The sequence below is a fragment of the Jiangella alkaliphila genome (assembly GCF_900105925.1).
Classification (GTDB): Bacteria; Actinomycetota; Actinomycetes; order Jiangellales; family Jiangellaceae; genus Jiangella; species Jiangella alkaliphila.
Window position 1 is genome coordinate 6,833,629 of record NZ_LT629791.1, and the last position, 13,890, is coordinate 6,847,518.

Sequence of the window (13,890 nt, forward strand, 5' to 3'; positions counted from 1 at the left end):
CTTGCTCAGTCATAGCCGGCCTCGACCCACCAGCCGTCGTCGGCCCAGGTCATCAGCCAGGCGTGGCCGTCGACGGAGACGATCTGGAAGCGGGCGACCCAGCTGGCCGGGTTGTCCCACCACAGCTCCTCGACCGGCCACGGCCCGGACCACGCGCCGACCGGCTGCCAGCCGTCACCGGACGCGTCGCGGAAGCGGGCCGGCGGGGCGCTGACCACCCCGCGCTCGCTGACCCACACCAGCTGCCCCCGGTCGTCGACGACGACCACCGGACGCGGCTCGGCGAACACGCGGACCGGTGCCGGCGGCGGGAGGCTGCCCGGCCACGGGAGGTCGACCGGGCGGAGCCCGACCGGCCGCTCGCCCCACGGGACCAGCGCCTGGCGGTCGGCCGGCGCGCGGCCGCCCTGCACCGCCGGGACGGTGACCGCGTGCGGGCCGAGCATCCCCTGGACCCGGGCGACCGCCCGCTCGACGCGTTCGTCGGTGCCGCCGCCCCACAGCGCCGCGGCGTGCGCGCCGGCCGGCTCGACGGTGTCGGGGACGAACCGCACCAGCTCGACCGGCGCCGAGACGCCCCCGGTGTTGCGCAGCTGTCCCCGCAGCTGCCAGTGGACGCGGTCGACGAGGTCGGCGGGGCCGAACCAGCGCGAGTGCGCCCACATCCGCGACGACGCGACCTCGTGGTCGCACTCGGCCTCGATGAGGACCTCGGTGCAGACCAGCCCGCGGCCGGCCAGCTGGGCGACGAACCGCTCGGCGGTCTGGCGGACGCTGAAGCCGATGGCCTCGACGTTGTCCAGCGGCGGCTCGAACCGGACCTGGCACTCCAGGTCGGGCGGCGGCCTGCGGGCGCCGAGCAGGGCGGCGTCCTCGCCGCGGGCCAGCCGGTGCACCTTGGCGCCGTAGCCGCCGAACCGCGCCTGGACGTCGTCGCCGTCGAGCCGGGCGAAGTCGCCGAGTGTGCGCAGCCCCAGGCGGCGCAGCAGGCCGGCCACCTCGTCGTCGTCGATGACGCTGACCGGGAGGTCGCGCAGGAACGCCGCCGACCCGCCCGCCTCGACCACGACGGTCTCCTGCGGCCCGGCTTGCCGGGCGGCCTGCTCGGCGGTGAAGAGGTCGTCGGCGATGCCGACGCGGCTGTCCCACACGCCGACCTGGACCAGCCGTTCGGCGATGAGCGCGCCGGCGGACTCCTCGCCGCCGTAGAACCGACCCGGCGCGTGCACCGCCAGCAGCCCCGGCCGCAACGGCGCGACGCCCGGCCGCAGCTCTTCGACCGCGACCAGCACCGGCTCGAACACCCGGGCGTCGCGGTCGGGGCTGGCGTCGATGAGGGTGACCTCGGGGCAGCGCGACTGCGCGTCGCGGCGGCGCATGCCCCGGCGGACGCCCTCGGCCCGGGCCGCCTCGTTGCAGGCGACGACGGCGTTGGCGGCCAGCACCACGGCCGGCGCGGACGCCTGGATGGCGGCGTCGTCGGCCATGGCCGCGACCACCGGCCAGTCAGGACACCACACGACGAGCACCCGGCGGCGGCTCATCCCGCCACCCCCAGACCGGCCGCCGGCGTGCTGCCGGCCGTCGCGCCCGTCGCATCCGTCGCGGACAGCGCGGGTCCGCCGGTCTCCAGCGCCTCGAGGTCGGCGCCGGACACCGTGCCGTCCGGTCCGGGCAGCCACAACCACGCCGACCGCGGCCGGGCGCCGGCGCCCCGTCCGTACGCCTCGACCTTCACCCGCCGCCCGCGCAGGTGGCCGCGGCCGCCATCCGGCCCCACCCACAGCGACGACGCCACCCGCAGGCGGGTCTGCGCCCCTTCCCAGTCGCCGACGCAGACCAGCGCCGTGCCGTGCCGTCGCGCCAGCGCGACGAGCCGCCGGGACAGTTGCCCGGAGACCGGCCCGGGCGGGCGCACCAGCACCACCTCGACCGACGTGAGCAGCACCGCCACCACCTCGGCCCACTGGTCGCCGGGGTGCTCGACGACCACGACCCGGCCGAGGTCGGCGCCCAGGTCGGACGCCGCCGGCACGCCGAACTCGGACAGCCCCACCACCGCCGCCCATGCCCCGGCCGCCGTGGCCCCGGCCAGGAGCGCCAGCGGCAGCACCCCGGCCCCGTCGACCGCGACCACCTGCCCGCGGCGCAGCCCGCCGAGCAGCGTGCGCAGGGCGGGCAGCACCGCGACCAGCTCGACCGGCTGGACGGCGAGACCCGCTCTGGCCAGCGCCGCTTCGGCCTGGTCGCGCCTGAGAACCGTCACTCACCCATCGTCGAACACATGTTCGAGTGGTGTCAAGCGGAGCGTCGCCCCACCTGGCGCGCTACGAGGAACTGGCGGCAGGAGGTGAGCCGAGGTGCGAGCGGCGAAGCTCATCCATGAGCTCGAGCCAGAGCGCGGGGCCGCCCTGTTCGAGCACCTCGGCGCCCGCGCGCAGCTCGGAGCTCGTGGGCCGGTGGCGCGCCCCCCAGCTGCCGAGCTGCGCGAACACGGGCACGAGTTGGATCGCGGGTTCGGTCAGGCTGTAGCGCGCCCGCTGGCCGGGTCGCACGTCCTCGCGGGTGAGCAAGCCGAACTCGACGAGACGTTTGAGCCGGTCGGCGAGGATGTTCGAGGCGATCCCCTCCATGGAGCCGGCCTGCAGCTCCCGGAAATAGCGGCGGCCCCCGAAGATGATGTCGCGCAGGACGAGCAGGCTCCAGCGATCGCCGAACACCTCGACGGCGGCGTTGATCGGGCACCCCGACCGAGGCTCATGTGCTTCGCCCATAGTGCTTGCAATCTACCATCGCCAGGGAGTACCGTCCCGGAAAGCGATTGCATATCACAAGCGGAGGGAACCTCATGCTGACGCAGCTCGCGGAGGGTGTGCTGGTCCACCAGAGCGAGTTACTCCAGAATAACACCGCCGTCGTGCAGGGCCGGGCCGGCGTGTTGCTCGTCGACCCCGGGATCACGGGCGACGAGATGGCCTGCCTCGCGAACGACCTCCGCGAGCTGGGCCAGCCGGTGGTGGCAGGCTTCGCGACGCATCCCGACTGGGATCACGTGCTCTGGCACGACGAGCTCGGCGAGGCGCCCCGCTACGGCACGGCCCGCTGCGCGTCCTTCATGCGAGACGTGCTGTCGGACGCGGACTGGAAGGCGCGCGTCACCGAGGGGTTGCCGCCGGAGATCGCCGACGAGATACCGCTGGACCCGTTCGGCCGCATCACCGCTCTGCCCGCCGGAACGGCGGAGCTTCCTTGGGACGGCCCTCGAGTCCGGATCATCGAGCATCCGGCGCACGCCCCGGGCCACGCGGCACTGTTGGTCGAGGAGAGCGGGGTGCTCGTCGCCGGCGACATGCTGTCCGACCTCTTCCCCCCGATGCTCGACTTCGACCCCGCCGACCCGATCGGGGACTACCTCGCCGGACTGGAACTCCTCGAGGGCGTGGCGGGCGACGCCGACGTCGTCATCCCTGGTCACGGATCCGTCGGCGGAGCCGATCAGCTGCGCGCCCGGATCGACCTCGACCGCGCGTACCTGCGCGTCCTGCGTGACGACGGTGTTCTCGACGACCCGCGGATCGGCCCGCCGGCCAAGGAGGGCTGGGAGTGGGTGGCCGACATCCACGAAGGCCAACGCCACCAACTCGCCCAGAGGAACCAGGGCGACGGGACGCCGAGCTAGCGAGACACGTCACGGCCGCACGAACGGCCGCACCTCGAGCTTCCGGTTGCAGGCCTTCGACGCCTGGGCGGCCAGCTCGAGCACGGCGTCCAGGTCGGCGGCCTCCATGATCCAGAGGCCGGCGAAGTACTCCTTCGACTCCAGGAACGGCCCGTCGGTGATCAACGGCTCGCCGCCGCCCCGGTTGTCGACGACGGTGGCCGTGCTGGGGTCGGCGAGGCCGTTGGCGAAGACCCAGTGGCCATCGGCCTGGATCCGCTCGTTGAACTCGTGGATCGCCGCCATCTCGGCCGGGGTGGCCGAACCGCTCTTGTCGTCGATCACGGAAACCAGGTACTTCATCTCGGATCGTCTCCTGTCTGTGTCGAGCTTCAGCTGGCGTACTGCGGACGGCCTGCGGGCCGGTAGACCTGGGCCGTGATGCCCTTCGGGAAGGCCCGCGACTCGACCAGGTCGAGCGCGAGGTCCGGCCCGGCGTCGGGGAACAGCCGCGTCCCCTCGCCGACGACCACCGGGCAGACGAGCAGGATCAACTCGTCGACGAGGTCGTTCTCGAGGAGCCGGCGGACCAGGTCGCCGCTGCCGTGCACCTGCAGCTCACCGCCCGGCCCGGTCCTCAGCTCGCCGATCGCCGCCGCGACGTCGCCGGAGAGGACGGTCGTGCCCGCCCAGCGCGGCTCGGTCAGCGTGGTCGACGCTACGTACCTGGGCCGCGTGTTGAAGGCCCGCCCGATCGTGCTGTTCGCCATCTCCTCGATCGTGCCCCACGTCGCGGCGAAGAACTCGTAGGTCCGCCGTCCGAACAGGAACGCGTCGGCACGCAGGCACAGCTGCTCGACGTACGCCATCGCCTCGTCGTCGAACAGCGGCAGCGCCCACCCGCCGCGCTCGAACCCCGGGTCGAGCTCCGGATGCCGCCCGCCGTTCCCCTGCATCACGCCGTCGACCGACACCTGCATGATGGCCGTCAGTTTCATGATCGCGGTTCCCTCTCCTCGGGTCGCCCCTCGTGGGCGGCCGCTCACCCCCTCTACGAACGCTCCCACCCCGATCCGACACCGCACCCGACGGCCGATTGCCGCCCTTGGCAAGGCTGGTCGTCGTGACGGCGCCCGATATGCCCGGCCTGGTGCGGCGACCAGGCTAGCCAAGGCGGAGAAGACGTCGGCCAGCGAACCGACTGCTCCATCCGCCCGAACCTACGCAACCGCCGTGTCTCGGGCCATCACTTACCTGCACGCCGATCATGCAGCATGATCAAGTGATGCAGCCTTCGAGTCACGTCGTCCGGCAGGCGCTGCGGTCTGACATCGGCACGGTCGCGCGGGTGCTGGCCGAGGCGTTCGACGCCGACCCGGTGATGCGGTTCATCGTGCCGGCGCCGCGGTACCGGAGGCGGCTGACCGCGCTATTCGTGTTCGAGACGCTGCTGAGCCCGCGAGGGTCGTGGGTCGACGTGGTCGACGGGGAGATCGCCGGGGCGGCGCTGTGGGGGCTGCCCGGCGCCGGCCCGCCGGGGTTCTGGCAGACGCTGCGCTACAGCCGGCACCTGCTGCGGGCGTTCGGGACGGGGCTGCCGAAGGCGATGCGGGCGTTCCGGACCATCGAGGACGCGCATCCGGCGGGGCCGCCGCACTGGTACCTGCAGACGCTCGGGGCGGCGCTGCCCGGACGTGGCGTCGGCGGCGCGCTGCTGCGCGACGGGCTCGCGCGGGCCGACGCGCAAGGGGTGCCGGCGTACCTGGAGTCGTCGGCGGCGGGGAACGTCCCGATCTACGAGCGGTTCGGGTTCCGGCCGACCAGGGACATCGTCCTGCCCGGCGGTCCCACGCTGACGGCCATGTGGCGCGAGCCGGCCGGAGGGGGTCAGTAAGGTCGGAGGGTGGCCATCGACGCATCGAGCTCCCAGCCGTATCCCCCCGCCCCGCGCGGTGACGACGCCGACGTGCTGCACGGCGTCACGGTGCCCGACCCGTACCGCGCGCTGGAGGACGAGGACGACGCCGGCACACAGGCGTGGTCCAAGTCGCAGCGCGTGCTGTTCGACGAGTACCGCGCCGGCTGGCCGGCCCGCCCGGCGTTCGCCGAGCGGCTGGCGCAGCTGCTGCGGGCCGGCTCCGTCGGCACCCCGGTCTGGCGCGGCGACCGCGTGTTCCACACCCGCCGCACGCCCGACCAGGAGCACGCCGTCCTGCTCACCGTCGACCCTGACGGCACCGAGCGGGCGCTGGTCGACCCCGTGGCGCTGGACCCGTCCGGCGCCACCACGCTCGACGGCTGGCAGCCGTCGAAGGAGGGCGGCCTGCTCGCCTACCAGCTCTCCGAGGGCGGCACCGAGGAGTCCGTGCTGCGGGTGCTCGACGTCGCGACGGGCGAGGTGGTCGACGGCCCGATCGACCGCGCCCGCTACTCCCCCGTCGCCTGGCTGCCCGGCGGCGAGGCGTTCTACTACGTGCGCCGGCTGCCGAAGGGCTCCGTCCCGGCCGGCGAGGACCAGTTCCACCGCCGCGTCTACCTGCACCGGCTCGGCACCGACCCCGCCGGCGACGTCGAGATCTTCGGCGCCGGCAAGGACAAGACCAACTACTACGGCGTCTCGGTCAGCCGCGACGGCCGCTGGCTGACGGTCTCGGCGGCGCAGGGCACGGCGCCGCGCAACGACGTCTGGATCGCCGACTTGGGCGGCGACGGCGCCGACGCCGCCGACCCCGCGGCGCCGCGGCTGCGCCCCGTCGTCGTCGGCCAGGACGCGAAGACCGGCCTGCACGTGGGCCGCGACGGCCGGCTGTACGTGTGGACCGACCTCGACGCACCGCGCGGCCGGCTCGCCGTCACCGACCCCACGACGCCCGAGCCGGAGCACTGGCGCGACCTGCTGCCCGAGGACCCCGATGCGGTGCTCGAGGACTTCGCCCTGCTCGACGGCGCCGAGCTGGACGCTCCGGTGCTGCTGGCGTCGCGCACGCGGCACGCCGTCTCCGAGGTGACGGCACACGCGCTGGCCACCGGCGAGGCGCTGCACTCGCTCGAGCTGCCCGGCATCGGCAGCGCCGGCGGGCTGTCCGAGCGGCCCGAGGGCGGGCACGAGGCGTGGATCGCCTACACCGACCACACGGTCCCGGTGCGCATCCTGCACTACGACGCGCGCTCGCGGACGGTGTCGACGTGGGCCGACCCGCCCGGGCTGGTCGACGTGCCCGCTGTGCGGTCGCAGCAGGTGGTGTACCGGTCGAAGGACGGCACCGAGGTGCGCATGGTCATCGTGTCGCCGGCGGGGCAGGCCGACGGCCCGCGGCCGGCGGTGCTGTACGGCTACGGCGGCTTCAACATCGCCCTGACGCCGTCCTACTCGGCCAGCATCCTGGCGTGGGTCGAGGCCGGCGGCGTGTGGGCGGTCGCGAACCTGCGCGGCGGCTCAGAGGAGGGCGAGGAATGGCACCGCGCCGGCATGCGCGAGCACAAGCAGAACGTGTTCGACGACTTCGCCGCGGCGGCCGAGTACCTCGTCGCCGAGGGCTGGACGACGCACGAGCAGCTGGCGATCTTCGGCGGGTCCAACGGCGGCCTGCTGGTCGGCGCCGCGCTCACCCAGCGGCCTGACCTGTACCGCGCCGTCATCTGCTCCGCGCCGCTGCTCGACATGGTCCGGTACGAGAAGTTCGGCCTCGGCGAGTCCTGGAACGACGAGTACGGCACCGCCGCCGACCCCGTCGAGCTGGGCTGGCTGCTCGGCTACTCGCCGTACCACCACGTGCGCGACGGCGTCGACTACCCGTCCGTCCTGTTCACCGTGTTCGACGGCGACAGCCGCGTCGACACCCTGCACGCGCGCAAGATGGCCGCCGCCCTGCAGGCCGCCACGTCGGGCGACCCGGCGACGCGGCCGATCCTGCTGCGCGCCGAGGCCAACGTCGGGCACGGCGCCCGGGCCGTGTCGCGCACCGTCGACCTCAGCGCCGACCAGCTCGGCTTCGTCGCCGCGCAGCTGGGCCTGGGGGTGCGGTGATCCCGATGGCCGGCCTGCTCGCGGCGGGCGGCGTCACCGAGGCGGAGCAGTACTCCGGCGAGTGGTGGCGCGACATCCTGCTCGACGTGCCCCTGCGGCTCGCCGGCCTGGTCCTCATCGCCGTCGTCACCCGGTACCTGCTGCACAAGTTCATCAACCGCCTGGTCCGCCGGACGGTCGAGAAGGAGCCGCCGAAGGCCGTGCTCGGGTCCGCCCGGGCCGCCCGCATCGTGTTCGGCGGCGCCGGCGCGTACTCCGAGCGGCGGTCGCTGCGGGCCGAGACGCTCGGGTCGGTGCTGCGGAGCATCTCGACGGTGCTGATCAGCGTCATCACGGTCGTCATGGCGCTGGAGATCCTCGGCTACTCCGTCGGACCGGTGCTCGCGTCGGCCGGGGTCGCGGGCGTCGCGCTGGGCTTCGGCGCGCAGAACCTCGTCAAGGACTTCCTCGCCGGCGCGGCCATGCTGCTCGAGGACCAGTACGGCGTCGGCGACGTCGTCGACATGGGCCACGCGGTCGGCACCGTCGAGGCCGTCAGCCTGCGCATCACCCGGCTGCGCTCCGTCGACGGCACCGTCTGGTACGTCCGCAACGGCGAGGTCGTGCGCGTCGGCAACTCGTCCTACGGCTGGTCGCGGGTGCTGCTCGACGTCCACATCCCCGCCGACGCCGAGGTCACCCGGGCCCGCCGGCTGCTGGAGGACGTCGTCGCCGACCTCGCCGCCGACGACCGCTGGGGCGAACTGATCCTCGAACCCCCCGAGGTCTGGGGCGTCGAGGACCTCACCCCCGACGGCGTGCTGATCCGGGTGGTCATCAAGACCAAGCCGCTGGAGCAGTGGGGGGTCGCCCGCGAGCTGCGCGAACGCATCAAGAGCCGGTTCGACGCGGAACGGCTCACGCTGCCGGTCGCGACGGAGACGCCCGCGGCCGGGCCCGGCGGTCCGGGCGGCGCGACCAACCCGCCGCCGGCGAGCGCGCCCGCGCCCCCGATCATCCCGCCGTCCACCTCGTCCGATGGAGGCTGACGGGCGGTACACCAGTCCACCTGCGACCGCGTCGGCCGGTCGGTTACGGTTCCGGCCGTGACAGAACCCGATGAGACGCCGCGGACACCAGGCCACTCCGACGGCCCACCCGCGGACCAGGACGCCTATCCACCGTCCGCTCCACCGGCGGACCAGGCGGCCGCGCCGGACCCGGGCCCCGCGGGCGACCTCCCGCCTAGCGAGGCCGTCACCGGCCCGTTCGACGTGGTCCCCGCGGACCCGCCGGCCGAGGCGCCGGCCGCCGCCCCGTCGCCGGAGGCCGCGCCGCCGGGGTACTACCCGCAGCACGCGCAGGGTCACGCCGCGCCGGCCCAGTACCCGCCGCCGGGCTACCCGCCCCAGGGGTATGCGCCCCAGCCGGGCTACCCGCCGCCGGGACAGGCTGCGTACGCCCCGCCCGGCCAGGCCGCCTACCCGCCACAGGGCCAGGCCGGCTACGCGCCGCCGCCGGGGTACGCACCGCCGCCCGGCTACCCGCCGCAGCCCCAGGCCGGCTACCCGCCGCAGCCGGGCTATTACCCGGCGCCCGGCCCCGGCCAGCAGCCGTACGGCTACGTGCCCTACCCGCCCGCACAGCACCGGCCGGCGACGGCGATGCCGATCTACCTGACGGCGCTGCTGTTCCTGGCCTGTGCAGTGTTCACGCTGATCATCGCGCTGACCAACTGGTTCGGCACGCCGGGGCCGAACGCCGTCGCGGCGCTGGTCGGGCTGTCGTTCTCCGGGGACATCACCGGGAACGTCGACTTCGCGATCTCCGCCTCGATGACCGTCGGCTGCACGACCGCGACGGTCGCGCTGCTGCTGTTCTTCCGGCTCGCGTTCGCCCGCTGGATCCTGGTGGGCCTGGGCGCGCTGGTGATCATCGCGTACGTCGTCGGGGTCATCGACCTCTCGAGCAACGGCGCGGGCGACTACATCGCGCTGCCGATCGTCGCGCTCGTGCTGTGGGCCGGCGCCGTCGTCGTCGCGCTGCTACCGATCACGAGCCGGGCGTTCGCCCTGACTCGCCGGACCTTCGGGTCCACCGCCGGGCCGGTCTGACGGCCCGAACGCGTCAGCGGGCACCTCACGCGTTGTCAGACACCCGGCACGGGGTCTGCCGCGGAGGTGCACCACGGTCGGATCGATCGTGGTGCACCCCTCCGCACCAGAGCTCAGGCCTCGGCGAGCTCAGCGTCGAGCGTGATCGTCGTGCCCGTCAGCGCCTTGCTCACCGGGCAGTTGGCCTTGGCGTCCTCGGCGGCCGCCACGAATTCGTCGCTGGTGATGCCCGGCACCACGCCGCGCACAGTGATCTTGATGCCGGTGATCCCCTCGCCCGGCTGGAACGTCACGTCGGCCGACGTCTGCAGCGACGTGGGCGGCGTGCCGGCCTTCGCCAGCCCGTTGGAGAACGCCATCGAGAAGCAGGCCGAGTGCGCCGCCGCGATGAGCTCCTCCGGCGACGTCTTGCCGTCCGGCGTCTCCGCACGCGAGGCCCAGGTGACGTCGTAGGTGCCGAGCCCCGACGAGTCGAGCGTGACGCGACCGGCGCCCTCGAACAGCGAGCCTTCCCAGCGCGTGGTGGCGGTACGGGTCGTTGCCATGAAGCGTGTCCTCCCATGCGACGTGTGTGCGGCCGTCGTCCATCCTTCCCTGTCCGGTCCGCCGATGTGTGGCCAGGGGCACTTTGCATCTCGGGGACGGGGGCGACGACTATGGGGACGTGACCACGCGCCTGGACAACTTCTACGACGCCGTCGGCGGGCACGAGACGTTCGCGAAGCTCGTGCACCGCTTCTACGAGGGCGTCGCCACCGACCCGCTGCTCAAGCCGATGTACCCGGAAGAGGACCTCGGGCCGGCGGAAGAGCGGCTGCTGCTGTTCCTGGAGCAGTACTGGGGCGGCCCGACGACCTACTCCGACCAGCGCGGTCACCCCCGGCTGCGCATGCGGCACGCGCCGTTCCGGGTCAACCCGGCGGCGCGTGACCGCTGGCTGCTGCACATGCGCACGGCGGTCGACGAGCTCGACCTGCCGCCGATCTACCACGACACCCTGTGGGACTACCTCGAGCGGGCGGCGCACTCCATGGTCAACACCTTCGAGGACTGACGCCGTCAGGCGATGCCGAGCCGCGTCAGCACGCCGCGCACGTACGCCGCCTGGCCGACGTGCTGGAGGTTGTCGCCCACCACGCTGACCAGCCGCACACCCATCGTGACCGGCGGGTCGTAGCGCTCGTCGACCACCCGGCCGAGCGTCTCGTCGTCGAGCTCGCGAAGGAAGCCCTCGGTCACCTCGTGCGTGGCGTGGTGGTAGCCGATCAGCAGCTCGGGGTCGTCGATCTTGACCGCGGCGACGTCCTCGCTGCTGTGCCCGAAGCCGGTCGCGTGGTCGGGGAACGGCAGCCCGAACCGGTCGCTCCAGGGGCCCGAGGTCCACACCTGGTCGATGCCGGCGACGTGCGCCACGTGATCGTCCTGGATGCGGGTCAGGTGCCAGACCAGCCAGGCGATCGAGTTGGCGTCGGGGTCGACGCGATACGCGAGCTGGCCAGGGGTCAGCCCGTCGACCGTCGCGTTGACGCGGTCGCGGATCCGGCCGAAGGCATCGATCAGCAGATCGGGACCGTGCACGTGCACCACTCCTCAGCGCTGGCGTTTACCGTGAACCGCCATGACACCACATCCGCTGCTGGCCGTGTTGCTCGACGCCGCCGCGGGCCGGTTCCCGCCGGTCGACGGCGCCGTGGACGTGCTGCCGCCGCTGGCCGGCGGGCTGGAGTGCGCGACGGCGTTCACCGGGCACGCGGTGGTCTCGACGGCGCTGCCGGCGGCCGACGTGCTGGCAGCCGACGGCCTGCCGCGGCCGCCTGACGGGTACGGCGGGGCGATGGCGCCGGACTTCCTGCGCCGGCTGGCTGGTCCACGCGGCGGGATCGGCGAGCTGGACCTGATCCTGGTGGCGACGGGTACGGGTCCGGCTGTCCTCGAGGGCGACCACAGCGGACCTCGCGCCGATACCGTCATTCCGCGTCGAACCGACTTCGAGGGGCACGACCGGGTGCGCCGCGCGCGGGCGCTGCGGCAGGACGTGCGCGTCTACGGCGACGAGCGCGGGCTGGTCACGCTCGGACGCGGGCCGGCCGGGCGGCGTGAGCTGAGCATCGAGGTGCCCGGCGGCGCCCAGGGTCGCGGCCGCGGGCGGTCGCTGCTGACCGACGCGCTGGCGCTGGTCCCGGCCGGGGAGCCAGTGTTCGCCGCCGTCACGCCCGGCAACGCCCGTTCGCTGCGCGCGTTCCTGGCCTGCGGGTTCACCCCCGTCGGCAGCGAGGTCCTGGTGCGTCCGGACCGAGCCGTCGCAGCGGCCCATGCCCGGCCCCACGACATCCGAGGCTAGGCTGGTGTCCCGTGACTCAGGCTTACCGTGACTGGTGGAGAGACGCCGTCATCTACCAGGTGTACATCCGCTCCTTCGCCGACGGCAACGGCGACGGCGAGGGCGACGTCGCCGGGCTGCGCGAGCGGCTCCCGTATCTCCGCGACCTCGGCATCGACGCGCTGTGGATCAACCCGTGGTATCCGTCGCCGCTGAACGACGGCGGCTACGACGTCGCCGACTTCCGCGACATCGATCCGCGCTTCGGCGACCTCGCGCAGGCGAAGGCGCTGCTCGACGAGGCGCACGGGCTCGGCCTGAAGGTCCTGCTCGACATCGTGCCGAACCACAGCTCGTGGGACCACCAGTGGTTCAAGGAGGCGCTGGCCGCCGGCCCGGGGTCGCCCGAGCGGGCCCGCTACATCTTCCGCGACGGCCGCGGTCCTGACGGCAGCGAGCCGCCGAACAACTGGCGCAGCGTGTTCGGCGGGCCGGCCTGGGAGCGGGTCACCGAGGCCGACGGCACGCCAGGCCAGTGGTACTTCCACATCTTCGACGTGTCGCAGCCCGACTTCGACTGGAACAACGCCGAGGTGCGCGCCGACTTCCTCGACATCCTCCGGTTTTGGTTCGACCTCGGCGTCGACGGGTTCCGCATCGACGTCGCACACGGCATGGTCAAGAACATGGACGGGCCGGACCTCCCGTACGACCGGTCCGGGCTGCTCGACCGGCCGAGCATCGCCGACCACCCGTTCTTCGACCGCGACGGCGTCCACGACATCTACCGCGGCTGGCGCGAGATCGCCGACTCCTATGACCCGCCCAAGCTGTACGTCGCCGAGGCGTGGGTCGAGCCGGCCGAGCGGCTGGCCCGCTACCTGCGCGACGACGAGCTGCACAGCGCGTTCAACTTCGACTACCTGAAGTCCGGCTGGACGGCCGCCGACCTGCGCCGCTCCATCGACGACTCCGTCACGGTGCTCGCTTCGGTCGGCGCGCCGGCCACCTGGGTACTCGAGAACCACGACGTCGAGCGGATCGTCACCCGCTATGGCCGGACGACCACGTCGACCGGAGTCGGGCACGCCGACAGGCCCGGCGGTCCGGTCGACGTCGAGCTGGGGACGCGGCGCGCCAGGGCGGCGGCGCTGCTGATGCTGGCGCTGCCCGGCGGGGCGTACGTCTACCAGGGTCAGGAGCTGGGGCTGACCGAGGTGCTCGACCTCCCCGAAGAGTCGCTGCAGGACCCGGTCTGGGAGCGGTCCGGCCGCACCGAGCGCGGCCGCGACGGCTGCCGGGTCCCGCTCCCCTGGGCCGTCTCGGGGTCGTCGTACGGGTTCGGCACGGGTGGTTCCTGGCTGCCGCAGCCTTCGGGGTGGGGCGCCCGGTCGGTCGAGGCCGAGTCCGCCGATCCCGCGTCCATGCTGGCGCTCTACCGGTCGGCGCTGCGCCTGCGCCGAGACATCCCGTCCGCCGAGCCCCTCACCTGGCTGCCGTCCGACGACGATGTCCTGGCGTTCCAGCGGGGCGCCGGGTTCGTCTGCGTGGTGAACCTGGGCACGACGCCGGCCGAGCTGCCCGCGCATCGTGAGCTGATCCTGGCCAGTGGCCCGCTCGACCCCGACGGCCGGCTGCCGGGCGACACCGCGGCCTGGCTCGCCGTCTGACCGTCACTCACGCCCACGATCGATAGGGGGGCGTCACCTCGGACGCGCCGTGCAATGTCGCGCCCCCACCCCACGCCCGCCACTCCTTGTTGATCATGGAGAAGGTCGGGCTCCGAGTCGCC

Annotated in this window: 15 protein-coding genes; 8 read left to right on the top strand and 7 right to left on the bottom strand. The window is 73.5% G+C overall.

Going from position 1 to position 13,890, the window contains the following annotated elements:
* Window positions 1–5: 5 nt before the first annotated feature.
* The 3 genes from BLV05_RS31395 to BLV05_RS31405 form a co-directional block, all read right to left on the bottom strand.
* Window positions 6–1,544: a DNA polymerase Y family protein gene (locus BLV05_RS31395; RefSeq protein ID WP_046768713.1), complete on the bottom strand. Its 1,539-nt coding sequence runs from the start codon at window positions 1,542–1,544 to the stop codon at window positions 6–8.
* Window positions 1,541–2,266, bottom strand: a complete 726-nt coding sequence (locus BLV05_RS31400) for a hypothetical protein (RefSeq protein WP_046768712.1) — start codon at window positions 2,264–2,266, stop codon at window positions 1,541–1,543. Before BLV05_RS31400 ends, BLV05_RS31395 begins: the two co-directional genes overlap by 4 nt.
* Window positions 2,267–2,327: 61 nt before the next feature.
* Window positions 2,328–2,774, bottom strand: a complete 447-nt coding sequence (locus tag BLV05_RS31405; protein WP_046768711.1) for a winged helix-turn-helix transcriptional regulator — start codon at window positions 2,772–2,774, stop codon at window positions 2,328–2,330.
* Between the two features lie 74 nt (window positions 2,775–2,848).
* Between BLV05_RS31405 and BLV05_RS31410 the strand changes: the two genes are divergently transcribed.
* On the top strand, window positions 2,849–3,679 hold the full coding sequence (locus BLV05_RS31410; protein ID WP_046768710.1) for an MBL fold metallo-hydrolase: 831 nt from the start codon (window positions 2,849–2,851) through the stop codon (window positions 3,677–3,679).
* Between the two features lie 9 nt (window positions 3,680–3,688).
* Here the strand turns inward: BLV05_RS31410 and BLV05_RS31415 are convergent, their stop codons facing one another.
* Entirely contained in the window at window positions 3,689–4,021 is a 333-nt protein-coding gene (locus BLV05_RS31415; protein WP_046768709.1) for a YciI family protein, read from the bottom strand.
* Between the two features lie 29 nt (window positions 4,022–4,050).
* Window positions 4,051–4,656 carry a dihydrofolate reductase family protein gene (locus tag BLV05_RS31420; protein WP_046768708.1) on the bottom strand — a complete coding sequence of 202 codons (606 nt, stop codon included), beginning with the start codon at window positions 4,654–4,656 and terminating at the stop codon, window positions 4,051–4,053.
* Between the two features lie 287 nt (window positions 4,657–4,943).
* Between BLV05_RS31420 and BLV05_RS31425 the strand changes: the two genes are divergently transcribed.
* The 4 genes from BLV05_RS31425 to BLV05_RS31440 are packed head-to-tail and all read left to right on the top strand — an operon-like array spanning window position 4,944 to window position 9,778.
* Entirely contained in the window at window positions 4,944–5,552 is a 609-nt protein-coding gene (locus tag BLV05_RS31425) for a GNAT family N-acetyltransferase (RefSeq protein ID WP_052762441.1), read from the top strand.
* 9 nt (window positions 5,553–5,561) lie between these two features.
* On the top strand, window positions 5,562–7,685 hold the full coding sequence (locus tag BLV05_RS31430; protein WP_201777973.1) for a prolyl oligopeptidase family serine peptidase: 2,124 nt from the start codon (window positions 5,562–5,564) through the stop codon (window positions 7,683–7,685).
* A gap of 5 nt (window positions 7,686–7,690) precedes the next feature.
* Window positions 7,691–8,713: a mechanosensitive ion channel family protein gene (locus BLV05_RS31435; protein WP_083421450.1), complete on the top strand. Its 1,023-nt coding sequence runs from the start codon at window positions 7,691–7,693 to the stop codon at window positions 8,711–8,713.
* Window positions 8,714–8,770: 57 nt separating this feature from the next.
* On the top strand, window positions 8,771–9,778 hold the full coding sequence (locus BLV05_RS31440; protein WP_052762439.1) for a hypothetical protein: 1,008 nt from the start codon (window positions 8,771–8,773) through the stop codon (window positions 9,776–9,778).
* Window positions 9,779–9,891: 113 nt separating this feature from the next.
* On the opposite strand, the gene BLV05_RS31445 is transcribed toward BLV05_RS31440, so the two are convergent.
* Window positions 9,892–10,323: an OsmC family peroxiredoxin gene (locus BLV05_RS31445; protein WP_046768706.1), complete on the bottom strand. Its 432-nt coding sequence runs from the start codon at window positions 10,321–10,323 to the stop codon at window positions 9,892–9,894.
* A 119-nt stretch (window positions 10,324–10,442) separates the two neighbouring features.
* Between BLV05_RS31445 and BLV05_RS31450 the strand changes: the two genes are divergently transcribed.
* Window positions 10,443–10,832 carry a globin gene (locus BLV05_RS31450; RefSeq protein WP_046768705.1) on the top strand — a complete coding sequence of 130 codons (390 nt, stop codon included), beginning with the start codon at window positions 10,443–10,445 and terminating at the stop codon, window positions 10,830–10,832.
* A 5-nt stretch (window positions 10,833–10,837) separates the two neighbouring features.
* Here BLV05_RS31450 and BLV05_RS31455 read toward each other — a convergent pair whose 3' ends face one another.
* Window positions 10,838–11,356: a mycothiol transferase gene (locus BLV05_RS31455; RefSeq protein WP_046768769.1), complete on the bottom strand. Its 519-nt coding sequence runs from the start codon at window positions 11,354–11,356 to the stop codon at window positions 10,838–10,840.
* 40 nt (window positions 11,357–11,396) lie between these two features.
* Between BLV05_RS31455 and BLV05_RS31460 the strand changes: the two genes are divergently transcribed.
* A complete protein-coding gene (locus BLV05_RS31460; protein ID WP_046768704.1) occupies window positions 11,397–12,119 on the top strand; it encodes a hypothetical protein in 723 nt (240 codons plus the stop codon).
* An 11-nt stretch (window positions 12,120–12,130) separates the two neighbouring features.
* Window positions 12,131–13,768: a glycoside hydrolase family 13 protein gene (locus BLV05_RS31465; protein ID WP_046768703.1), complete on the top strand. Its 1,638-nt coding sequence runs from the start codon at window positions 12,131–12,133 to the stop codon at window positions 13,766–13,768.
* Window positions 13,769–13,890: the final 122 nt, after the last annotated feature.

Coding starts and splice junctions, on each gene's coding strand:
- BLV05_RS31460 (WP_046768704.1), top strand. CDS start 11,397: ATGACACCACATCCGCTGCTGGCCGTGTTGCTCGACGCCGCCGCGGGC.
- BLV05_RS31445 (WP_046768706.1), bottom strand. CDS start 10,323: ATGGCAACGACCCGTACCGCCACCACGCGCTGGGAAGGCTCGCTGTTC.
- BLV05_RS31415 (WP_046768709.1), bottom strand. CDS start 4,021: ATGAAGTACCTGGTTTCCGTGATCGACGACAAGAGCGGTTCGGCCACC.
- BLV05_RS31435 (WP_083421450.1), top strand. CDS start 7,691: ATGGCCGGCCTGCTCGCGGCGGGCGGCGTCACCGAGGCGGAGCAGTAC.
- BLV05_RS31405 (WP_046768711.1), bottom strand. CDS start 2,774: ATGGGCGAAGCACATGAGCCTCGGTCGGGGTGCCCGATCAACGCCGCC.
- BLV05_RS31425 (WP_052762441.1), top strand. CDS start 4,944: ATGCAGCCTTCGAGTCACGTCGTCCGGCAGGCGCTGCGGTCTGACATC.
- BLV05_RS31395 (WP_046768713.1), bottom strand. CDS start 1,544: ATGAGCCGCCGCCGGGTGCTCGTCGTGTGGTGTCCTGACTGGCCGGTG.
- BLV05_RS31410 (WP_046768710.1), top strand. CDS start 2,849: ATGCTGACGCAGCTCGCGGAGGGTGTGCTGGTCCACCAGAGCGAGTTA.
- BLV05_RS31420 (WP_046768708.1), bottom strand. CDS start 4,656: ATGAAACTGACGGCCATCATGCAGGTGTCGGTCGACGGCGTGATGCAG.